Source organism: Rhodococcus sp. IEGM 1302 (assembly GCF_030056935.1).
In the GTDB taxonomy this organism is placed as follows: Bacteria; Actinomycetota; Actinomycetes; order Mycobacteriales; family Mycobacteriaceae; genus Rhodococcus_F; species Rhodococcus_F qingshengii.
Window position 1 is genome coordinate 28,274 of the sequence record NZ_JASHKY010000027.1, and the last position, 21,303, is coordinate 49,576.

Sequence of the window (21,303 nt, forward strand, 5' to 3'; positions counted from 1 at the left end):
ACAACTTCGGGAACATGAAGACTTGAGACCTGTTGCAGTACATCACCATTCAGCTAGCCGTCAAAGACGACGCGATAGAGGACGTATCCCGCGAAACACACAATCGCAACAACGCACAGCACGAGCAGGATGTCGAAAAAGACGGGCCGGGTTGGGTTTCGAGCCTGGTCGATGAGAGGCGTCGAAGACGAGGCGGGCGTGCCACACGGCAGCGCACGGCACTACTTCGCAAACCAACGTGGACTGATAGTCGAGGTGGTGCGGCATCTTCTGGACGGCGATCTTCCTCGCCCGGGCGAGACGCCGAAGCAACAGGTGGCCCGGTGGCTGGGGCCGGAGTCCGGTCGCACTCGTGCTCGCTACGAACTGATCATCGCGGCATTCCACGATCCCGACCTCGCAGTGGAACTGGTGCGTGGTCGGGATCGGTTTGTCGACATCTTGATCGAACGCGGCATGACCTCGTCCGATGCAGCGGAATTGGTCGCAGCACTGGACGGGCTCGTTCTGGACGCACTGCTGCGCAGGCATGCTCCGGAAACCCTGGATCCAGAGCGAATCTTCAAGAGGTTCGCAGCGAAGTTCCCCTAGCCGTCCAGCTCGGCGAAGAGCTCCATCCACTGCTCTTCGGCGGCTTCCTTGTCGGCGATGACCTGCTTGAGTTCTGCGCCGAGTTTCTGCAGCTTGTCCGGGTCGGTGGCCGCGTCGGCGAGGGAAGCGTGCAGCTTCTTCTCTCGGTCGTCGAACTTCGCAATGGACCGCTCGAGCTTCGAAAGTTCCTTGCGTGCAGCGCGATCCGCGGCGCCGTCACGGACCTGCTTGCTCTTCGACGCACCACTCGCCGTCGAGGCCACCGACGGGTTGTCGCCATCCCCCATTGCTGCGCGCCGACGCAGGTAGTCCTCGATACCACCGGGCAGGTTGGTGAGCTTGCGGTCACCGAAGAGCGCCCAGGTGGTGTCACAGATGCGCTCGATCAGGTATCGGTCGTGCGAGATGACCACCATGGTGCCCGCCCAGCCGTCGAGCAGATCTTCGAGTTGCTGAAGCGTGTCGATGTCGAGATCGTTGGTCGGCTCGTCGAGAAGCAGGACGTTGGGCTCGGCCATGAGGACACGCGTCAACTGCAGACGTCGGCGCTCACCACCGGAGAGATCACCGACTGGGGTGCGCTGACGCGCCGGTGTGAAGCCCAACCGCTCAGCCAGCTGACCCGCCGATACTTCCTTGTCTCCCAGCGTGATTCGCTCGGCTACATCCTTGACCGCGTCAAGTACGCGCATGTCGGTCGGTAGATCGTCGAGTTCCTGCTTGAGCCAACCGATGTGGACGGTCTGCCCCTGAATGCGCTTTCCGGCGGCAGGCTCGAGTTCGCCGGCCAGAGTCCGCAGCAGAGTCGTCTTGCCCGAGCCGTTGACACCGACCAGGCCTACACGCTCACCTGGAGCGAGACGCCAGGTCAGATCCTCGACGAGTACACGACCGTCCGGAGTCTCCAGACGCGCGTCTTCGAGTTCGATGACAACCTTGCCGAGCCGACGCTGCGCGAACGACGCAAGAGCGACCGCGTCACGAGGTGCCGGAACGTCGGCGATCAGGGCCTCTGCGGCCTCGATGCGGTACTTCGGCTTGGACGTACGGGCCGGCGCACCGCGGCGCAGCCATGCGAGTTCCTTGCGTGCAAGGTTGCGTCGACGCTCTTCGGAAGCGTCAGCCTGACGCGAGCGCTCGGCGCGAGCGAACACCCAGTCGTTGTAGCCACCCTCGTAGCTTTCGACGCCGCCGCCGACAACCTCCCAGGTGCGGGTGGCGACGGTGTCGAGGAACCAGCGATCGTGGGTCACGACGACAAGCGCGCTGCGACGCGAGACGAGGTGCTCGGCCAACCACTGAACACCTTCGACGTCGAGGTGGTTGGTGGGCTCGTCGAGCACCAGCAGGTCGAGGTCCTGAACCAGAGCCGCAGCGAGAGCCACGCGGCGACGCTCACCGCCGGACAGGCCGTCGACCTTGGCGTCCAATGCGGACCGCTCGCCACCGGCGCCCAAGTTGTCGATGCCGATACCCGAGAGCACCGAACGGATGCGCGCGTCGCCGGCCCATTCGTGTTGCGCCACTCCGAGCGGCCCCAGGACCACTTCACCGACAGTGGAGCCGGGAGGCAGCACACCGCGCTGCGTCACGACGGCCATACGCAATCCGCCGACGCGGCTGACGCGTCCCGAATCCGGCTGCTCCACACCCGCGAGGACTTCGAGCATGGTCGTCTTACCGCCACCGTTGAGACCGACGACGCCGATGCGCTCGCCCTCCTCGACGCCCAGGGAGACCCCGTCGAGCAACGGCTTGACGCCGAAAGACTTCGACACGTTTTCCAGATTGATCAGATTCGCCATCAGTGCTGTCCCTTTGCCGCATTGTCGAGTATTCGTGCTCCGGGAACGGGTCCGCTCGCCACGCGAACGGTGCGGCACACCCCCGCTCCCGCAAGTTCTGCGCTCACTTCCACCGCGGACTGTGCGTCGGCGCAGAGAAAGGCGCATGTCGGTCCGGAGCCGGAGACGATGCCGGCCAAAGCTCCGGCTTCGACGCCCGCTCGAAGCGTCCGTCGTAGATCCGGGTTGAGTGAGAGTGCCGCAGCCTGCAGATCGTTGCCGAGCAGCGACGCAAGCAGATGAGCGTCACCCGTGGTCAGCGCCTGGATCAACGCATCGGCGCTCCCCACCCGTTTCGGGGAGCCTTCTGCCCGCAGCTTGTCCAGCTCGCGGAACACGACTGGTGTGCTCAAGCCACCCTTGGCCAGCGCCAACACCCAGTGAAAAGTGTGGCGCGTCAACACGGGGACAAGTTGTTCGCCGCGGCCGGTTCCGAGGGCAGTGCCACCGTGCAGCGAGAACGGAACGTCACTCCCGAGGCGTGCCGCAAAAGCGTCGAGATCAGGCCGCGAGAAGTCGAGCTTCCACAAAGCGTTGAGCGCAACCAAAGCGGCGGCTGCGTCGGCACTCCCGCCGGCCATTCCGCCTGCGACGGGGATGCCTTTCTCGATGACTATCTCGACGTTCGGGGCCACGCCACCCTCGACGGCGAGCATCTCGGCGGCACGCCACACGAGGTTGGTGCGATCGGTCGGCACGGCCGCGGCGTCGTCGCCGATCACCCGCACGGTCAAGGTGTCCGCAGGCGCCACCGTGAGGGTGTCTGCCAGCGACAATGCCTGAAAAACCGTCGTCAGCTCGTGATAGCCGTCGTCTCGCAGGTCCCCGACGGCAAGGTGGAGATTCACCTTGGACGGGGCCCGGACGACTACGGGGCGTGGAACGACGGAGAGCACAAGGAACAACAATAGGCGCTGCGAACACCTGGGCGAAAACCTGCGACCGCAGCAGCCCGTCCGACAGCCAGCACACCCACGCTATTTCACCGCGCGCACACCTACGCCCAGACCGACCACCGCCACGCCCAAGGCGGCGACGATTCCTGCCAGAATGCTGCTCGACGCGAAGTCTCCGGCAAAGAGTGCCCGCTCGGCATCTACGACGTAGCCGAGCGGATTGATGTTCACGAGGACCTTCATCCAACCTGGTGCGTCCTCGAGTGGAAGCATGGTTCCCGACAGTATCAGGAGCGGGAACATCAGCGTCTGCTGAACGACCCAGAACATCCAATCCTGCTCTCGCACAGCCAGAGCGAGAGCGTACGAGAGCGCACCGAGTCCGACGCCGAACACTCCGAGCAGGACTATCCCGAGCGCGGCGCCCGCTGCATTGACGTCCAATCCGAGCGGAAGTGCGACCAGAATGATCAGAATCGCCTGCGCGGCAAGCGGAACCATCTCCTTGCACGCTCGCCCGATCAACAAGGACGAGCGTCGGAGCGGAGTCACCAACATTCGCTCGTGCGATCCCTGCTGCATCTCCATCAGGAGGTTGGACCCGGTCATCGTCGTTCCGAAGATCGCGATCATCACCAACACACCGGGAATGAACCAATTCCATACGCCGTCACCGGTACCCGGAACCCCTTTGAGCAGAGGCCCGAACAACGCCAACAGGATCAGCGGCTGGATGAGGCTGAAGATGACGCTGACCGGGTCGCGCAACATCGGTCGCAGCTCACGGCCCATCACGATTGCGCTGTCTCGAACGATGTTGCCGTGCACGGTACGTGGGGTATCGAGTGTGATTGTCATGGCGGATTCCTGTTCGTCGAAGTTCTTCGTCGTGTTTCAGGAAGCGACCGCGGCGGCGCTCTCGCGCAGGCTGCGGCCGGTGAGAGTGAGGAAGACGTCGTCGAGAGTCGGCCTGGTGATGTCGGCAGTGAGTGCGCGGGCACCACGGGCATCGGCTTCACGCAGCAACACCGGTAGCGTCGAATCACCCTCGCCGGCACGGATACTCACCGAACTCGCCTGGACGGTGACGTCACGCACAGTGACAAGTCGCTCGGCCACCGACGCTGCGACGGCGGCCGCCTCGACGCTGTCGAAGGTGAGCAGAAGATGATCCCCCGCAAGATCCGCTTTGAGTGCAGCGGCGGTGTTGTCCGCGATGACAGTGCCCTCGTCGATGACGATGACCCGCTCCGCCATCGAATCCGCTTCTTCCAGGTAGTGCGTGGTCAGCACGATCGTGGTGCCCATCTCGCGCCGCAACCGCAGGATGTGGTCCCAGAGGTTGGCCCGACTTTGCGGGTCCATGCCCGTGGTCGGCTCGTCGAGGAACAGGAGCGGTGGGCGATGCACCAGGCCGAGGGCGATATCGAGCCGCCGGCGCTGCCCGCCGGACAGCGTACTGACCTTTCGAGTACCCAACTCGGTGAGTTCGAGATCACGCAGCAATTCGTCGGCCCGGACCTGCGAGTCGCCCTTGGGCATTCCGTAGCACAACCCCTGCGTCACCAACTCGTCGCGAACCCGCTGGTTGTGGCCGGCTCCGTTCCCCTGCCCGACGTACCCGAGGCTCGATCGCACCTCGTTTCGTGCCGCAGCGATGTCGAATCCTGCGATTCGCGCGCTGCCGGACGTGGGCTCGAGCAAGGTGGTCAGCATGCGCAACGTCGTCGATTTCCCGGCGCCGTTCGGCCCCAGCAAGGCAACCAATTCACCCTCCGCTACATCGAGCGTGACTCCCTTGACTGCTTCCACGAGCTTCTTGCCCTGGGCGAAGTGCTTGGTGAGCGCCTTCGTCTCGATCATCGGTCTGCCGTCGTTGATGCGACTCATGATGTGCCCCAATTTCTTCTCGACTGATCGGATGCGGACCAACCTAGATTCAATTGAGGACGCATTGGGTCCTAAATGTTTGGCAGACTTCTTCCCATGAAGGAGACATCGGCTCGCCTACTGCGGTTGCTGTCACTGCTCCAGACACGTCGAGACTGGTCCGGTGCCGAACTCGCAGACAAGCTCGCGATCACCCCGCGCACAGTTCGACGTGACGTGGACCGCCTCCGCGATCTCGGCTATCCGGTCGACGCGACAGTCGGAGTCGGTGGCGGATATCGCCTGGGTGCAGGCGCGGAGATGCCCCCGCTACAGCTCGATGACGAAGAAGTACTCGCGGTGGCACTTTCACTGCAATCCGGAGCGACCGGCTCTGTGGTCGGCATCGGCGAGGCTTCGATGCGCGCGCTGGCGAAGCTGCGGCAGATCATGCCGTCGAGGCTGCGACACCGTCTGGAGTCGCTGTCGATCGATGTCGTGCCACGCGAGCCCGCCGCGAGCGCAGTCGATGCGTCGGTACTGTCCGCCATCGCATCCGTATGCCACAACCACGAGCGATTGAGATTCGACTACAGCACTCACGACGGCACCCAGAGCCGACGCGAGGTGGAACCGTACAGGCTCGTGCGGTCGGGTGTTCGGTGGTATCTGGTGGCCTGGGATCTCGCTCGCGAAGACTGGCGGTCGTTCCGCGTCGACCGGATGGAACCCAAGATCCCCACCGGCCCACGATTCGTGCCGCGGGAACTACCCGCCGGTGGTGCAGCAGACTTCGTGTCCCGCGGTGTCGCTCGGGCCTATTCCTCCACGCGCGCAACAGTTCTACTGCATGCACCCATCGAGCAGATAGCACCCATGGTCAACGAACAGTGGGGATCGGTGGAGTCCACCGACGAAGGGCGTTGCGTCATAGTGCTTTCGGGCACTTCTCTGCGATCGATCGCACACTGGCTCAGAGCTTTCGACGTCGATTTCACCGTTGTGAATCCACCTGAACTCCGCGAGGAATGCCGCACGATCGCGGCGGAAACGGCAGTCGCCACTCAGCGGTATCTCGATGCATGACAGCGTTTTTCACCCAAATACAACAAGACCCCAACTCCGAAGAGTTGGGGTCTTGTCAGTACGTCATGCGTCGGTTGCCCGACTCACATGGACGTCTTAGACGATGGTAACGCCGGTGGCCTGCGGGCCCTTGTTGCCCTGACCGATCTCGAACGCCACGCGCTGGTTCTCCTCGAGAGTGCGGAAGCCGCCACTCTGGATCTCGGAGTAGTGAACGAAGACGTCAGCACTGCCGTCTTCGGGAGCGATGAAGCCGAACCCCTTCTCGGAGTTGAACCACTTCACGATGCCCTCTGCCATGTAAATCTCCTCTAACACAGTGTCAACAGGCAGTCGCTTCGACCGCCCGGGTCACTTACTACGACCGTTCTGAGACAAATCCGTGGAGGATGTCCAAACGCTCGCAACCTAACCATTTGCGAGCGTGGAAACACAAACACAAACACTTACGACCACCACAAGTAGACCACACATCCGCCGTGTTGTCTTCCCTGAGGCCTTCATCACTGCCCAGCCCGTTGACAGGCATACCCCCTGGGGGTACCTTCGATTGCAGAGCGATACCTACACCGGGTATCCGTAAAATAAGCTTTCCACAACCGAAGGGATCTGCGATGACCACCGCCGAATACACCGTTTCCGGAATGACCTGCGGACACTGCGTCGGATCCGTCAAGGAAGAGATCGGCAACATCGCGGGAGTAACCGCGGTGGATGTCGAACTGGCGAGCGGACGCGTCGTCGTCACCAGCGATGCTCCCGTCTCCGCAGCCGACGTCGTCGCAGCAGTCGACGAAGCCGGCTACGCAGTCGTACCAAGCTGAGTCAGCCGTGCGCACCTCGACAACACTTGCCGCCTACGCCGTAGGGCTGGTCGCCGTCTTCGGCGCCGCCCTCGGCGTGGGGGCCGCAATCGGAAGCCCGATAGACATGTCCACCACCCAGCACAGCACCCACGAATCAACCACCGAATCGATGCCAGGCATGGATTCGGCAACACCTGCAGGTCTCGAAGTCTCCTCCGGCGGATACACACTCACCGATGTGACCGCACCCGGTCGAGCTGGGGAGCCGGGAACCTTGACCTTCCGGATTCTCGACGACACCAACACGCCCGTCGTCGATTTCGACCTCCTGCACGAGAAGAAACTCCACCTCATTGTCGTCCGAAACGACACCAGCGAATTCCGCCACGTACATCCGTCCCTCGCTGCAGACTGCACCTGGTCGATCGACTGGGCCTGGCCCGCCGCCGGCACCTACCGAGTCTTCGCGGACTTCGATCCCACCGACGGCACCCAACTGACACTCGGCCGAAACTTCGACGTGGCAGGCGAATTCACTCCTGCGCCGCTACCTGCGAAGAGCGCGACCGCAACCGTCGACGGATACACCGTGACTCTCGACGGTGATCTGACCACTGCCGGCGGCCCGATCACGCTGAGCGTTGCTCGCGACGGAGCCCCGGTCACCGATCTCGATCCGTACCTCGGTGCCTTCGGTCACCTCGTTGCCCTGCGCACCGGCGACCTCGCCTACCTGCACGTGCACCCCGAAGGCGAGCCAGGCGACGGCGTCACAGCACCTGGTCCGGACATTTCCTTCCACGCACAGGCACCGAGCGAAGGCACATACCGGCTGTTCCTCGACTTCCAGCACGAGGGCGTGGTTCGGACCGCCGAATTCACTGTTAATGCAGGCATTTCCACAGCTTCAGTTCCAGACAATCACGAGGGAGGGCACTGATGACGTCACCGACTGCGGTCGACAATGCTGCCAACTCGAGCAGCGTCGAACTCGCGATCACCGGGATGACCTGCGCCTCCTGCGCGTCACGAATCGAGAAGAAGCTCAACAAGATCGACGGCGTCACAGCCACCGTCAACTACGCGACGGAGAAGGCCAAGGTCACCTTCCCGGACGGGGTACCCGTCGAAGATCTGGTCACTGCCGTCGAGAACGCCGGTTATTCCGCCGCGCTCCCCAAGCCGCCCAGCGCGCCGGACACCGTCGACCCGGATGCGGAAACCCCGCAGGATCGTGATCTGCGCGAGCTCCGTACCCGCCTGATCATCTCGACTCTTCTCTCCGTGCCGGTCATCGCTATGGCAATGATTCCTGCGCTGCAGTTCGACAACTGGCAATGGCTCTCCCTCACACTGGCCGCACCGGTCATCGTGTGGGCGGCCTTCCCCTTCCACCGGGCTGCCTGGGTGAACCTGCGTCACGGCGCGGCCACGATGGACACGCTCATCTCGCTGGGCACCATCTCGGCCTTCGTCTGGTCGCTCTACGCACTGTTCTTCGGCACTGCGGGCGAAGCCGGTATGAAGCACGCCTTCCGGCTGACGGTCGACCGGATGGACGGCAGCGCCAACATCTACCTCGAAGTTGCCGCGGGCGTCATCACGTTCGTGCTGGCCGGACGCTACTTCGAGCACAAGTCCAAGCGCACGTCCGGCGCCGCACTACGCGCACTCATGGAACTCGGTGCGAAAGACGTCGCGGTATTGCGCAACGGCGTCGAAGTACGAATCCCCGCCGAAGAACTGGCAGCGGGCGACTCCTTCATCGTCCGGCCCGGCGAGAAGATCGCCACCGACGGCATCATCACCGAGGGCCGCTCAGCCGTCGACATGAGCATGTTGACCGGCGAATCCGTGCCGGAGGAAGTCGGTGTCGGGGACACTGTCGTCGGCGCCACCGTCAATGTCGGTGGAACCTTGACCGTCGAGGCAACCCGGGTCGGGAGCGACACCCAACTCGCCCAGATGGCGGCACTGGTCGAAGACGCCCAGAACGGCAAGGCCGAAGTTCAGCGCCTCGCCGATCGGATCGCCGGTATCTTCGTACCGGTCGTCATCGCGATTGCCGTTGCGACACTGGGCTACTGGCTCGGCACCGGTAACCCTATCGAGATGGCCTTCACCGCTGCTGTCGCCGTGCTGATCATCGCGTGCCCCTGTGCCCTCGGATTGGCAACGCCCACAGCCCTGTTGGTGGGCACGGGTCGCGGAGCCCAGATGGGAATCCTCATCAAGGGACCCGAGGTGCTCGAATCGACGCGCGCAGTCGACACCGTCGTGCTCGACAAGACGGGAACCGTCACCACCGGTCAGATGACATTGCTGGACACCGTGGTGGGCGAAGGAACAACCGTCGACGAGGTCCTTCGGCTGGCGGGCGCACTCGAACATCGCTCCGAGCACCCCATCGCCGCAGCGATCGCGAAGGGTGCGACCGAAGCCGTGGGCGAATTGCCTGCGGTCGAGGATTTCGTGAACGTCGCCGGGCGCGGCGTGCAGGGAATGGTCGACGGTCACGCCGTCGTCGCGGGCCGAGACGCGCTGCTCGCCGACTGGTCGATGCCGTTGCCGGAAAATCTCCGCGAGGCGAAGGCTGCAGCAGAGAAGGCCGGGCGCACCGCAATCGCGGTGGGCTGGGACGGCAAGGCGCACGGCATCCTCGTGATCGCCGACGCGGTCAAGGACACGAGCGCCGAAGCAATCGCGCAGTTGAAAGCACTCGGCCTCGAACCGGTTCTGCTGACCGGTGACAACGCCACCGTTGCTCGCACTGTCGCGGATCAGGTCGGGATCAGCACCGTCTTCGCCGAGGTCATGCCTGCGGACAAGGTCGACGCCGTCAAGAAACTGCAAGCGGAAGGACGCGTCGTGGCCATGGTCGGCGACGGCGTGAACGACGCGGCAGCCCTGGCTCAGGCCGATCTCGGCCTGGCGATGGGCACGGGTACCGACGTTGCGATCGAGGCCAGCGACATCACTCTGGTGCGAGGTGACCTGCGGTCGGCAGCCGATGCAATTCGACTGTCCCGCAAGACGCTCAAGACCATCAAGGGCAACCTGTTCTGGGCATTCGCCTACAACACGGCTGCGATCCCGCTGGCTGCGGCCGGCCTGCTCAACCCGATGCTCGCCGGTGCCGCAATGGCATTCAGCAGTGTGTTCGTGGTGAGCAACAGCCTGAGGTTGCGGCGGTTCAAATAAGGGGGCAAGCCCCTGTGCGCGGTTAGGGAGTCCCTGCACTCCTTAACCGCGCACGGGGCTATTCGCCTCCAGCCAGCCGAACGAAGGCTGCTGCGTCGAGCATCTCACCACGCGTCTGTGGCTCGATGCCGGCAGCGAGGAGCCGTCGTTCGGCCTCCGCAGGCGAACCTGCCCAACCGCTGAGCGCGGCACGCAAAGTCTTGCGGCGCTGCGCGAACGCGGCGTCGATCGCCGCAAAAACCTGCTTGCGGTGTTTCTCGTCCATCGGCCACGGCGGCTCCGCATACCGGTCGATACGAACCAGACCTGATTCCACCTTCGGCACCGGCCAGAACACGTTGCGTCCGACGGCACCGGCGCGGCGAACCTCGCCGAAGAAGTTGGCCTTGACGCTGGGAACGCCGTAGATCTTGCTTCCCGGATCAGCCGCCAGGCGATCGGCAACCTCGGCTTGCACCATCACGAGTGCGGTCCGCAGACTCGGGAGCGATGCGAACAGATGCAACAGCACCGGCACCGCGACGTTGTACGGCAGGTTCGCAACCAGCGCGGTCGGCTCGCCGGGAATCTGTGAAGGCAGCACACGCATCGCGTCCGCTTCGACGACGGTCAGTCGATCGGCCAGTTCCGGCGCTCGCTCGGCCACCGTCTTCGGCAGGCGAGCCGCGAGGTTGGGATCGATCTCGACCGCGATGACCCGATCGACCACGTCCATCAGCGCCATCGTCAGCGAACCGAGACCAGGCCCTACCTCGAGAACGACGTCGTCACGTGTGACGCCTGCCGTGGTGACGATGCGCCTCACGGTATTGGCGTCGTGAACGAAGTTCTGCCCCAACTGTTTCGTGGGCCGGACACCGAATTCCTCGGCAAGAGCGCGCACCTCGACCGGACCGAGCAGGGCTGCCTGCCCGCGCGGAGTAGCGATGGGTTCGTTCGATTGTTCGGCGTCTGACACCAGTAGAACTTATCCCAGTCCGAGGCGACCCGAGCACGACGGCCATGCGCCCCAGCCCTGAGTGCGCTGGGTCTGTGTCGCAATCGCGATCTGTTCTTCACGGGTGGCGAGGTCGGCGCGGGGCGCATACTTCAACCCGCCCTGTCGTTCCCAGGTGTTCTGGTCGAACTGCACGCCGCCGTAGAAACCGTTGCCGGTGTTGATGGCCCAGTTACCGGTGGCCTCGCACTGTGCGAGCGCATCCCACGTCGAACCGTTCTCCACGGGCGGCACCTCGGTGCCCGGCTTCGTTCCGACACGCACGACCTTCGGCTGCGCCGGTGTGGTGATCGTCTCCGAGACCTGGGTACGTCCGGCTTCGACACCGTTGACGAGATTCACGGCGAACGTCACGTCACGCACGCCGGGCACGCCCGGGTTCTCGACGATCGTGCGGCTCTGGTTCATCGTCGGATCCTCGATGCGCTGATCCGGCGGATCGAGCGGCAAAGTCTCGACTTTGTTCTCGGTGCGGTTGCGCGTCACCGTGACCTCCAGGCCCTCGGTCAGTGGAGCGTCGGCGGCGGGAACCACCGTGTCCGACTGCTCGAGCGGAGTGCCGTTGGCGGTAAGGAACTCCCCGACCGTCGGCGCCGCGATACGCACGTCTGCTGCCGCGTTTGCGCCGTCGACCAGTTTTGCGACGACCGGTGTCAGCACGTCGAGCGCGGCGCCGTCCAGCGGAAGACGCTGCGAGCGCGAAGCCGACACGTGCACATCCGCCGCGACGTCCAACTGCTTCAACGCGTCGTCGACGGTCAAGGCAGTGGTCCAGAGCTTCTGCGGCTGACCGTCGACCGTCAGCGTGATCTCACGGGCACGACGGAGCACCACGGTGTCGCCGTCGGACAGCGAAGCGTCGGCCGCGGGAGCAACTGCATCCTTGTCACCGATCGGGTAACCCGCGTCCTCGAGAGCGCCGTCGACGTTGGTCGACATGGTGCTCAGGCGAATCTGCTCACCGTCGACATCGAGAGTGATGGTCTTGTGCCGGACGACGGCCAGAACACCACCCACGAGAACCGTCAGGAGAAGAGCGGCGATCGCCGAGTACAACAACGGCGACCTGGTCGAGTTGATCTTGGCGAACGGTGACATCGGTTCCTGTGTTCTGTGAGGTGTGAGCGCGTCAGCGCAGGCCCAATTTGCTGGTGCAGGACGGCCAAGCACCCCAGCCCTGACCGGCGCGGACTTTCTCGCCGATCGCGATCTGCTGTTCACGTGATGCGAGGTCGGCGCGAGCTGCGTACTGACCGCCGCCGAATGCTTCCCAGGTGCTCTGGGTGAACTGAAGTCCTCCGTAGAAACCGTTGCCGGTGTTGATGGCCCAGTTTCCGGTCGCCTCGCACTGAGCAATGGCATCCCACGTCGACGCGTTGGACACAGCGGGAGCGGAAGCCTGCTTGGTACCGACCTTCACCACTGCTGCGACCGGTTCCTTGATCACGGTCGCGGACAGTTCCGTGCGTCCGGCCTCGACACCGTTGACGGTCTTGACCTCGACGGTGGCCGTGCGCTCACCCGGAACACCCGGGTTCTCGACGACGGTCTTGTCCTTCTCTAGCTCGGGATCCTCGACCTTGTTCTCCGGCGGCGCGATCGGCTGCGTCTCGACGCGAGTGTCCGTGCGGTCGCGAGTGACCTGGATGGTCAGGCCGTTGGTAACGGGTGTGTCGGCGGCGGGAACCACCGAGTCGGCCTGCTCGAGCGGCGCATTCTTGGCCGCGAGAAGATCACCGACGGTCACGGCGGCGAGCTTGACCTCCGCCGCGGGAGCGCCACCGTCGCTGACGCTGACGGTCTTCGGGCTGACGACGTCGAGCTCGGTCCGTTCGAGCGGCAGACGATGCGAGCGCGAAGACGAGACTGCGAAGTCGTCGGAAACATCTACCTGCTTCAATGCCTCGTCGACCGTCAATGCGGTGGTCCAGATGGTGGTCGGCTGACCGTCGACGGTCAGAGCCAACTCACGGGCACGGCGCAGTACGACGGTATCGCCATCGGACAGGGAGGAATCGGCACTGGGTGCGAGCGCGTCCTTGGGATCGACCGGGTATCCGGCGTCCTCGAGAGCGGTACCGACGCTGCTCGACATCGTGGACAGCGAAATCATGTCGCCATCGACATCGAGGGTGATCGTCTTGTGCCGAACCACGGCGAGCGCACCCCCGACGATGAGCGTCAGAAGCAACGCACCCACCACTGAATAGAGAAGTGGTGACTTCGTGGAGTTGATCTTGGCAAAAGGCGACACAGGAAATCCCAAGGCAGACGACGTTCGATCACAATACGGTAACGACCGAGCGTTGTATCGGCAACCAAATCACAACGAAATGCGACTTTTGTCACGGAACGGCAACGGCGTGTCGTGTGTTCTGCACTTTCCGGCTCCGATACCCGTGTATCGATTCAGCTCTGGGCGCAGTATGTTCTCGTCTGGTTCAAAGCAGTCCGGCGATCCCGGGCGCGACAGAAGAAAGCTGGGCGATAGTGCGAAGAAGATTCGACAGACCACGTAATGCCAGGTGGCCGATCCTGGCCATCCTGCTGGCGCTGATCGCAGCGCTGTTCGCCCCCGGAATCGCGAGCGCGCAACCCGGCCGCACCTACACGATCGCCACCGATCTGACATTCGCCCCGTTCGAATTCGAGAACGAAGACGGCAAACTCGTCGGCATCGACATCGACCTGCTCAATGCGATCGCCGAGGACCAAGGCTTCAAGGTCGACATCAAGCAGCTCGGCTTCGACGCTGCACTGCAGGCCGTGCAGGCCGGGCAGGCCGACGGCGTCATCGCGGGCATGTCCATCACCGACGCCCGCAAGCAGGTGTTCGACTTCTCCGACCCGTACTTCGAGTCGGGCGTGCAGATGGCGGTCCTCGAGACCGACAACGACGTGAAGTCGTACGAGGATCTGAGGGGCAAGCGCGTCGCCGTCAAGAACGGCACCGAGGGCGCCAGCTTCGCCGAGTCCATCAAGGACCAATACGGCTTCACCACAGTCTATTTCGCCGACTCCGCCAGCATGTACGACGAGGTCCGCACCGGGAACTCCGTCGCAGTCTTCGACGACTACCCCGTCCTCGCCTACGGCATCACACAGGGCAACGGCCTCAAGACGGTCACCGAAAAAGAGGTGGGCGCGAGCTACGGCTTCGCAGTCAACAAGGGCCAGAACGCCGAACTGCTCCAGATGTTCAACGCCGGACTGCAGAACCTGCGCGACGACGGCCAGTACGACGAAATCGTCTCGACCTACCTCGGTCAGGGCGCGTCGACGTCGGACAACTCCATCATCGGCTTGATCAAGAGCACCTACCCGCAGCTTCTCAAGGGCCTGTGGTTGACGATCGTTCTCTCCGTCGTCTCGATCGCGATCGCTCTGGTCCTAGGCGCGATCTTCGGTCTCTGCCGCGTGTCCACCAACATGTTCGTCCGAGGTATAGGCACAACCTACGTCGACATCTTCCGCGGCACACCGCTGTTGGTGCAGGCATTCTTCATCTACTTCGGCATCCCGGCAGCCCTGCATTTCCAGATGTCCGCCTTCACCGCAGGCATCATCACGCTCTCGCTCAACGCCGGCGCGTACATGGCTGAAATCGTCCGCGGCGGCATCCTGTCCGTCGACAAGGGACAGATGGAGGCGTCACGAAGCCTGGGCATCAGCTACATGAAGTCGATGCGAAAAGTCATCATGCCGCAGGCAATTCGCACGATGATCCCGTCGTACATCAACCAGTTCGTGATCACCCTCAAGGACACGTCGATCCTGTCGGTCATCGGACTCGCCGAGCTCACTCAGACAGGGCGCATCATCATCGCGCGCAACTTCCAGTCGTTCAACATGTGGCTGATCATCGGCGTCATGTACTTCATCATCATCATGGCGCTCACCAAGCTGTCGAACCGCCTCGAGAAGAGGATCAACAAGTGACCGAAACAGCCGTCAACATGGGCAAGTCCGCCACCGAGGTCAAGATTTCGGTCAAGGGACTGAAGAAGTCGTTCGGCGACAACGAGGTCCTCAAGGGCCTGGACGTCGACATCAAGAGCGGTGAAGTGGTCTGCGTCATCGGGCCTTCCGGTTCCGGCAAGTCGACCTTCCTGCGTTGCCTCAACCGCCTCGAAGACATCACCGCCGGATCCGTGCGCGTCGACCAGTTCGACCTCACGAACAAGGATGTCGACATCGACAAGGTGCGCCAGCACATCGGGATGGTGTTCCAGCACTTCAACCTGTTCCCCCACATGAGCGTCGTCGAAAACGTGATGCTCGCTCCGGTGCAGACCGGGCGATCGACCAAGGAGCAAGCTCGCGAGATCGCCGTCAAACTGCTCGGCCAGGTCGGTCTCGCGGAGAAGGCAGATGCCAAGCCCGCCAGCCTGTCCGGTGGGCAGAAGCAGCGCGTTGCCATCGCCCGCGCACTCGCGATGAGTCCGGACATCATGCTCTTCGACGAGGCCACCAGCGCCCTCGACCCCGAAATGGTGGGTGAGGTTCTGCAGGTGCTGCGCGACCTCGCCAAGCAGGGCATGACCATGGTCGTCGTGACCCACGAGATGGGCTTCGCCCGTGAGGTTTCCGACCGAGTCATCTTCATGGCCGACGGATACATCGTCGAAGAAGGTAAGCCGGAGAGTCTGTTCGGCAACCCCCAGCAGCAGCGCACCCAGGACTTCCTGGCGAAGGTTCTCTAGGGGCAAGCCCCCTGTGCGCCTTTTTGGTAGTGGGGACTACCGGAAAGGCGCACGGGTGGTGGCCAATTCGACGACCAGCCCGGTCTCGATCCGATTCTGCGGCTCGAAGTCGAAGTGGCCGAACCTTCGGAACCACCGAGGACTGGCCTCGACCCTTCGATAGGTCTCGCTACCTTCGACGGGCAACCACATGCGCGGACTTCCGACTTCCTCGTACGTCGTCGTGACCACGAGAATCCCGAGCATCACACCCGTGGTCACGACTCCAGACGCCGGCATCCCGCCGTGAACCCAACCGTCGAAATCGTCGTCCTGCGATCGCGGTGTCAATGTCCACGAGCATGGTTCACCGACCACCGGAAACGGCCCGCAGCACTCGACTTCGACCGCGTCGACATGAACGCTGACGATCCGGACCGAAGAGTCGACCGGCGTCGGCTCAGTGAAGCTGTGCGCCTTCATTCCCTCCCGGGATGCGAGAAATTCGCCGCGCTCGAGCCGGATCGAGAGGACTGTTCGTCTGTGTGTTCGACGTCGTCGGGATAGACGTCGGAGGGATAGATGCGGTCATTCATCTGAATACTCCGCGCAGTAGACGAACCGGGACACGACCGTCCCGGGCGCGGAGTTACCTGTCAGACCACCATAGCGTCAGAGCTTGTAGACGCGCTCCGCTGTCGCCGTGGACGCTGCTGCCAGCGCCTGCGGATCCTCACCGCGGATGTCTGCGAGCGCGCGCACTGTGTACGGCAGGCAGTACGACTCGTTGGGCGCACCGCGGAACGGGTGCGGCGTCAAGAACGGCGCATCCGTCTCGACGATCAGTTGATCCGACGGCACCAACAGCGCGGCCTCACGCAGCGCCTTCGCATTCTTGAAACTCACGGTTCCCGAGAAACTCAACACGTAGCCCGCGTCGATGCACGCACGGGCCATCTCCGAATCCGAGGAGAAGCAATGGAACACCACGGTCTCCGGCGCGCCTTCCTCGTGCAGCACCCGCAGCAGGTCCTCATCGGCTTCGCGATTGTGAATCATCAGCGTCTTGCCGAGACGCTTCGCGAGGTCGATGTGCCACCGGAAACCGTCGACCTGCTCCTCGATGGTGGCGCACCCTTCGAGCTTGCCTGGCCAGTAGAGATCCAGCCCGGTCTCCCCCACCGCGACGACCCGCGGATCGGACGCCAACCGTTCTATCTCGGCTCTGGTGTCGACATCAAGGACGTTCGCCCTGGTCGGATGGATTGCGACGGCTGCGTAAACCCTCGAATCCCAGTTCGCAGCGTCGACGGCAAAGCGTGCGGCATCAAGGTCGTCGGCCACCGTGACGACCCGTCCGACGCCGACGGCTTCGGCCCGATCGACAATTTCGGCCACGGTCGCAGCGTCGTGCGCACCACAGGCGTCGAGGTGCGTATGTGCGTCGATCAGAGGCGACAAGGGCTCAGGGGCATCGGGGGCGGGACGGTCTTTGCTCACGCCCGATAGAGTAAGCCCACCATGACTGTGCCTGCCTCACCCTCCCAGACCCCGCGCCCGGACTCCGCTGCCCCGGAAGGCGCGGAACGATCGCCGTTCTACATCACGACAGCGATCGCGTATCCCAACGGCGCTCCGCACATCGGCCACGCGTACGAGTACATCTCCTCGGACGCGCTCGCCCGCTTCAAGCGGTTGGACGGTCATGAAGTGTTCTTCATGACCGGCACCGACGAGCACGGTCTGAAGATGCAGCAGACAGCGATCAAAGAGGGCATCGACGTCCGCGAACTCGCGGCTCGGAACTCCGACGTGTTCCAGAACCTCGACAAGGTCCTGAACATCTCGTACGACCGCTTCATCCGCACCACCGACGCCGACCATCAGGTCGCCAGCAAGGCGATCTGGGAAAAGATGGCTGCATCGGGCGACATCTACCTCGACACGTACTCGGGGTGGTATTCGGTTCGTGACGAGGCCTTCTACACCGAAGCCGAGACCACGCTTCTGGACGACGGCACCCGTCAGTCGACGGAGACCGGCACTCCGGTGGAGTGGACCGAGGAGTCCAACTACACCTTCCGTCTCTCGGCCTACGAGGACCGTTTGCTTGCTCTGTACGAAGAGCATCCCGAGTTCATTGCCCCCGCGACTCGTCGCAACGAGATCGTCAGCTTCGTCAAGGGCGGCCTCAAGGACCTGTCGATCTCGCGCACCACGTTCGACTGGGGCGTCGAGGTTCCCGGAGACCCCGACCACGTCATGTACGTCTGGGTCGACGCCCTCACCAACTACCTGACCGGCGTGGGTTACCCGAACGTCGACTCGGCGGAGTTCGAGAAGTTCTGGCCCGCGAGCCTGCACATCATCGGCAAGGACATCACGCGTTTCCATACCGTGTACTGGCCGGCGTTCCTCATGTCTGCCGGCATCGAACTGCCAGAGCGGGTCTTCGTCCACGGGTTCTTGTACAACAAGGGCGAGAAGATGTCGAAGTCGGTCGGCAACGTCGTCGACCCCATCGCGATGGTCGATCAGTACGGCCTCGACGCGGTCCGCTTCTTCCTGCTCCGCGAGATCTCGTACGGCCAGGACGGCAGCTACAGCCACGAAGCAATCGTGACGCGTATGAATGCAGACCTGTCCAATGAACTGGGCAACCTCGCGCAGCGTTCACTGACGATGGTCGCGAAGAACTGCGATGCCCAGGTACCGACCCCCGGCGAGTTCACCGAGGACGACCTGGCGATGCTGGCGTCGGCGGATGCCCTGCTTGCCAAGTGCCGCAGCGAGTTCGACGTGCAGGCGCTGCATCTCGCACTGGAAGCCATCTGGGGCGTTCTCGGCGAGACCAACCGGTACTTCTCCAAGCAGGAACCGTGGGTTCTGCGCAAGACGGATCCGGCACGCATGGCGACGGTTCTGTACGTGACGCTCGAAGTGGTCCGTATCGTCGGGCTTCTCGTTCAGCCGGTGATGCCCGACGCGGCGTCACGCATCCTCGATCTGCTCGGTCAGAGCGAAGAGAACCGTCAGTTCACCGACATCGCGGTTCGCATCGACGCGAACCGGAAACTGCCTGCTCCGGCACCGGTCTTCCCCCGCTTCGTCGAGGAATGAGCTAAGCGAGAGTGCCGCACGTGGGGTCCGAGATATCCGGTTACAGGCGGATGTGTCGGACCCCACGTGCACACTCCAGCCATGACGGCAAATAGAACATACATTCGAACCAGCGCTTCGGCGCAGACACTGCCATGGAACGGAGCGCGGGTGTCCACTCAGGAGGTCAGCCCTCAATCCGTTTCCGCGGTGCGAGATCTCGTTTCCGAACTGTCCGCGGCGTACGACCGCGGATGGCAGCCGGCGGATCTGATTCATCTGGCGCGTCGAAGCAAAGAAGCGTCCGACGCCGATCTCGCCGCCACCACCATCCTGTTCGACGCGAAGGCGTCGCGCGCCTCCGATCGCGCTCCGCTCGAATGGGTGGGGCAGTTGCAGACAATCGGCGAGCAGTATCCGAAGTCTCGGCACATCGCTTCTCGAATCACCGTGGACGACGACGTTTTTCGCTCCCTCGCGGCCGGCCTTCTGTTCCAGGATCCCTACTTCCTCGTTTCGCAGATCGTCGACGTCGCGCGATCGTGGATGCGCCTACCTCAGTGGACGGTGTTGCTCGCGCCACCATCCACCTGGCCGTCGCAACGCACCGATACCAGCTATGCCGGCGTCGGCGATACCGAGGTCGACGCCAAGGTACTCAAGCGAATTCGTGGACTACTCGCCAAAGCGGAAGCAACCAACTTCGCGGAAGAAGCCGAGATTTTCACCGCGAAGGCCCAGGAGTTGATGACCCGGTACGCCATCGACTCCGCACTGCTCCACAGTCGCGCCGGGGTCACCGACACATCCGTCAATGCCCGACGCATTCACATCGAGAACCCGTACGTGAAGGAAAAGGTTCACCTCCTGACCGAGATCGGCGAATCGAATCGAGTCAGGACTGTCTGGTTCAGCGACATTGCACTCGCGACCGTCGTCGGCACTCCGGTCGACCTTCAGCAAGTCGACATGCTGTTCACTTCCCTGCTCGTACAGGCAACCCGTGCAATGCAATTCGCCGACTCGAGCAATCGTGGCGGCTCACGCACCACCTCGTTCCGCAAGGGATTCCTGGCCGGGTTCGCCAGCCGCATCGGGCACCGCCTGCGTGACGCCGGCACCAAAGCCACCGCCGAAGCGGCCGACGCGGCATCGATGGACGTCGCGGATCTTCTGCCGATCCTCGCCACCACATCCGAGGCCGTCGACGCCGAATTCGATCGATTGTTCCCGACAACCCGCAAGACTCGCGGACGGTCCGTGGACGCCGAAGGCTGGCACGCCGGCCAGGCTGCAGCCGACGACGCCAACCTGCGTCCCGGCGCACCCGCCGTGAACCGCTCCCGCTAGTCCTTTCGAGCGGCCAGGACCGTCTCGTACAACTCACGCTTGGAGACTCCGGCCGTTGCGACCAGAGCACACGCGTCCTTCAATCGTGCTCCCCCCTCGACCAGCCTTTCCACCTCGTCGACCAGATCGGCAGGATCAGATGCCACCAGCACTGCGCCTTCGAGCACCACCGTGATCTCACCGCGAACGCCCTCGGCGGCCCAAGCAGCTAACTCCCCGAGAGTGCCGCGCTTCACTTCCTCGTAGGTCTTGGTCAATTCCCGGCACACGGCCGCGCGGCGATTCGGCCCGAGCACTTCCACCGCATCTGCGAGGCAGTCGGCAAGGCGATGAGGCGCTTCGAAGAACACACACGCTCGCTGCTCGGTTGCCAAGGCAGAGAGCCACGTCTTGCGCTGCCCCTGCTTACGGGGCGGGAACCCGTCGAAGCAGAACCGCTCGACGGGCAATCCGGAGAGTGCCAGCGCCGTCGTCACCGCCGACGGACCGGGCAAGCACGTGACGGCGAGGTTCTCGGCTACGCAGGCGGCGACAAGGCGATATCCGGGATCGCTGACCGACGGCATGCCCGCGTCCGTGACCAGCAGGACGGTCTTGCCTTCGGCGACGTCGGCGACCAGCGCGGGCAGCCGGGAAATCTCGACCTGATCGTAGAAACTGACGATCTTCCCGGTGATGGTTACCTCGAGCGCGGACGCCAGAGACTTGGTGCGTCGTGTGTCCTCCGCAGCAACGACGTCGGCGGTTGCGAGAGCAGACCGAAGACGCGGAGACGCGTCACCGACATCTCCCATGGGTGTTGCGGCGAGTACCAAGCGACCAGTCATACCTGACAGCCTACGATTGCCAGGTGACTGTGCAGACGGACGAGCGGCCAACGCC

20 protein-coding genes are annotated in these 21,303 nt (G+C 63.5%); 9 read left to right on the forward strand and 11 right to left on the reverse strand.

Annotated elements, in window-relative coordinates; genetic code table 11:
• Positions 1–171: 171 nt before the first annotated feature.
• Positions 172–591, forward strand: a complete 420-nt coding sequence (locus QM609_RS24735; RefSeq protein ID WP_080726600.1) for a TetR/AcrR family transcriptional regulator — start codon at positions 172–174, stop codon at positions 589–591.
• Here QM609_RS24735 and QM609_RS24740 read toward each other — a convergent pair.
• The 4 genes from QM609_RS24740 to QM609_RS24755 form a co-directional block, all read right to left on the reverse strand.
• On the reverse strand, positions 588–2,396 hold the full coding sequence (locus QM609_RS24740; protein ID WP_003946255.1) for an ABC-F family ATP-binding cassette domain-containing protein: 1,809 nt from the start codon (positions 2,394–2,396) through the stop codon (positions 588–590). The genes QM609_RS24735 and QM609_RS24740 overlap by 4 nt on opposite strands.
• Positions 2,396–3,331, reverse strand: a complete 936-nt coding sequence (locus tag QM609_RS24745) for a 4-(cytidine 5'-diphospho)-2-C-methyl-D-erythritol kinase (protein WP_042921272.1) — start codon at positions 3,329–3,331, stop codon at positions 2,396–2,398. The genes QM609_RS24740 and QM609_RS24745 overlap by 1 nt, the downstream gene beginning before the upstream one ends.
• 81 nt (positions 3,332–3,412) lie before the next feature.
• On the reverse strand, positions 3,413–4,189 hold the full coding sequence (locus QM609_RS24750; protein WP_050654508.1) for an ABC transporter permease: 777 nt from the start codon (positions 4,187–4,189) through the stop codon (positions 3,413–3,415).
• Positions 4,190–4,225: 36 nt separating this feature from the next.
• Positions 4,226–5,221: an ABC transporter ATP-binding protein gene (locus QM609_RS24755; protein ID WP_080726601.1), complete on the reverse strand. Its 996-nt coding sequence runs from the start codon at positions 5,219–5,221 to the stop codon at positions 4,226–4,228.
• 96 nt (positions 5,222–5,317) lie between these two features.
• Here QM609_RS24755 and QM609_RS24760 point away from each other — a divergent pair, with 96 nt between their 5' ends.
• Entirely contained in the window at positions 5,318–6,286 is a 969-nt protein-coding gene (locus tag QM609_RS24760; RefSeq protein WP_042449230.1) for a helix-turn-helix transcriptional regulator, read from the forward strand.
• Positions 6,287–6,382: 96 nt separating this feature from the next.
• Here the strand turns inward: QM609_RS24760 and QM609_RS24765 are convergent, their stop codons facing one another.
• A complete protein-coding gene (locus tag QM609_RS24765) occupies positions 6,383–6,586 on the reverse strand; it encodes a cold-shock protein (protein WP_003946232.1) in 204 nt (67 codons plus the stop codon).
• A gap of 314 nt (positions 6,587–6,900) precedes the next feature.
• Between QM609_RS24765 and QM609_RS24770 the strand changes: the two genes are divergently transcribed.
• The 3 genes from QM609_RS24770 to QM609_RS24780 are packed head-to-tail and all read left to right on the forward strand — an operon-like array spanning position 6,901 to position 10,293.
• The gene (locus tag QM609_RS24770; protein ID WP_003946267.1) at positions 6,901–7,110 is read left to right on the forward strand and encodes a heavy-metal-associated domain-containing protein; all 210 of its coding nucleotides are present in this window, start codon (positions 6,901–6,903) and stop codon (positions 7,108–7,110) included.
• 7 nt (positions 7,111–7,117) lie between these two features.
• Positions 7,118–8,032, forward strand: coding sequence for a DUF8832 domain-containing protein (locus tag QM609_RS24775; RefSeq protein WP_050654507.1), 915 nt, complete (start codon positions 7,118–7,120; stop codon positions 8,030–8,032).
• A complete protein-coding gene (locus tag QM609_RS24780; protein WP_050654506.1) occupies positions 8,032–10,293 on the forward strand; it encodes a heavy metal translocating P-type ATPase in 2,262 nt (753 codons plus the stop codon). Before QM609_RS24775 ends, QM609_RS24780 begins: the two co-directional genes overlap by 1 nt.
• A 58-nt stretch (positions 10,294–10,351) precedes the next feature.
• Here QM609_RS24780 and rsmA read toward each other — a convergent pair whose 3' ends face one another.
• The 3 genes from rsmA to QM609_RS24795 are packed head-to-tail and all read right to left on the reverse strand — an operon-like array spanning position 10,352 to position 13,544.
• Positions 10,352–11,251 (reverse strand): 16S rRNA (adenine(1518)-N(6)/adenine(1519)-N(6))-dimethyltransferase RsmA, encoded by a 900-nt coding sequence (gene rsmA / locus QM609_RS24785; RefSeq protein WP_003946263.1) that lies wholly within the window; start codon positions 11,249–11,251, stop codon positions 10,352–10,354.
• A gap of 9 nt (positions 11,252–11,260) precedes the next feature.
• Positions 11,261–12,388 carry a resuscitation-promoting factor gene (locus QM609_RS24790; RefSeq protein ID WP_007729017.1) on the reverse strand — a complete coding sequence of 376 codons (1,128 nt, stop codon included), beginning with the start codon at positions 12,386–12,388 and terminating at the stop codon, positions 11,261–11,263.
• Positions 12,389–12,419: 31 nt separating this feature from the next.
• Positions 12,420–13,544 (reverse strand): resuscitation-promoting factor, encoded by a 1,125-nt coding sequence (locus tag QM609_RS24795; RefSeq protein ID WP_050654505.1) that lies wholly within the window; start codon positions 13,542–13,544, stop codon positions 12,420–12,422.
• 236 nt (positions 13,545–13,780) lie between these two features.
• Here QM609_RS24795 and QM609_RS24800 point away from each other — a divergent pair, with 236 nt between their 5' ends.
• Together QM609_RS24800 and QM609_RS24805 are read left to right on the forward strand one after the other, a co-directional pair.
• Complete coding sequence (locus QM609_RS24800; RefSeq protein ID WP_003946214.1) at positions 13,781–15,229, forward strand: amino acid ABC transporter substrate-binding protein/permease; 1,449 nt, start codon at positions 13,781–13,783, stop codon at positions 15,227–15,229.
• On the forward strand, positions 15,226–15,993 hold the full coding sequence (locus tag QM609_RS24805; RefSeq protein WP_003946239.1) for an amino acid ABC transporter ATP-binding protein: 768 nt from the start codon (positions 15,226–15,228) through the stop codon (positions 15,991–15,993). The genes QM609_RS24800 and QM609_RS24805 overlap by 4 nt, the downstream gene beginning before the upstream one ends.
• 36 nt (positions 15,994–16,029) lie before the next feature.
• On the opposite strand, the gene QM609_RS24810 is transcribed toward QM609_RS24805, so the two are convergent.
• Together QM609_RS24810 and QM609_RS24815 are read right to left on the reverse strand one after the other, a co-directional pair.
• Entirely contained in the window at positions 16,030–16,455 is a 426-nt protein-coding gene (locus tag QM609_RS24810) for a DUF6578 domain-containing protein (protein WP_283337589.1), read from the reverse strand.
• 189 nt (positions 16,456–16,644) lie between these two features.
• Complete coding sequence (locus QM609_RS24815; protein WP_030536315.1) at positions 16,645–17,472, reverse strand: TatD family hydrolase; 828 nt, start codon at positions 17,470–17,472, stop codon at positions 16,645–16,647.
• A gap of 21 nt (positions 17,473–17,493) precedes the next feature.
• Between QM609_RS24815 and metG the strand changes: the two genes are divergently transcribed.
• A complete protein-coding gene (metG, locus tag QM609_RS24820) occupies positions 17,494–19,092 on the forward strand; it encodes a methionine--tRNA ligase (protein WP_050654503.1) in 1,599 nt (532 codons plus the stop codon).
• Positions 19,093–19,173: 81 nt separating this feature from the next.
• The gene (locus QM609_RS24825) at positions 19,174–20,421 is read left to right on the forward strand and encodes a DUF2786 domain-containing protein (protein WP_076948398.1); all 1,248 of its coding nucleotides are present in this window, start codon (positions 19,174–19,176) and stop codon (positions 20,419–20,421) included.
• On the opposite strand, the gene rsmI is transcribed toward QM609_RS24825, so the two are convergent.
• Positions 20,418–21,248, reverse strand: a complete 831-nt coding sequence (gene rsmI, locus QM609_RS24830) for a 16S rRNA (cytidine(1402)-2'-O)-methyltransferase (RefSeq protein ID WP_003946264.1) — start codon at positions 21,246–21,248, stop codon at positions 20,418–20,420. The genes QM609_RS24825 and rsmI overlap by 4 nt on opposite strands.
• Positions 21,249–21,303: the final 55 nt, after the last annotated feature.

Bases quoted from the DNA above. Each gene is read 5' to 3' on its own strand.
- QM609_RS24750 (WP_050654508.1), bottom strand. From the start codon at position 4,189: ATGACAATCACACTCGATACCCCACGTACCGTGCACGGCAACATCGTT.
- QM609_RS24755 (WP_080726601.1), bottom strand. From the start codon at position 5,221: ATGAGTCGCATCAACGACGGCAGACCGATGATCGAGACGAAGGCGCTC.
- QM609_RS24765 (WP_003946232.1), bottom strand. From the start codon at position 6,586: ATGGCAGAGGGCATCGTGAAGTGGTTCAACTCCGAGAAGGGGTTCGGC.
- QM609_RS24780 (WP_050654506.1), top strand. From the start codon at position 8,032: ATGACGTCACCGACTGCGGTCGACAATGCTGCCAACTCGAGCAGCGTC.
- rsmI (WP_003946264.1), bottom strand. From the start codon at position 21,248: ATGACTGGTCGCTTGGTACTCGCCGCAACACCCATGGGAGATGTCGGT.
- QM609_RS24790 (WP_007729017.1), bottom strand. From the start codon at position 12,388: ATGTCACCGTTCGCCAAGATCAACTCGACCAGGTCGCCGTTGTTGTAC.
- QM609_RS24825 (WP_076948398.1), top strand. From the start codon at position 19,174: ATGACGGCAAATAGAACATACATTCGAACCAGCGCTTCGGCGCAGACA.
- QM609_RS24760 (WP_042449230.1), top strand. From the start codon at position 5,318: ATGAAGGAGACATCGGCTCGCCTACTGCGGTTGCTGTCACTGCTCCAG.
- QM609_RS24810 (WP_283337589.1), bottom strand. From the start codon at position 16,455: ATGAAGGCGCACAGCTTCACTGAGCCGACGCCGGTCGACTCTTCGGTC.
- QM609_RS24735 (WP_080726600.1), top strand. From the start codon at position 172: ATGAGAGGCGTCGAAGACGAGGCGGGCGTGCCACACGGCAGCGCACGG.
- QM609_RS24740 (WP_003946255.1), bottom strand. From the start codon at position 2,396: ATGGCGAATCTGATCAATCTGGAAAACGTGTCGAAGTCTTTCGGCGTC.
- QM609_RS24770 (WP_003946267.1), top strand. From the start codon at position 6,901: ATGACCACCGCCGAATACACCGTTTCCGGAATGACCTGCGGACACTGC.
- metG (WP_050654503.1), top strand. From the start codon at position 17,494: ATGACTGTGCCTGCCTCACCCTCCCAGACCCCGCGCCCGGACTCCGCT.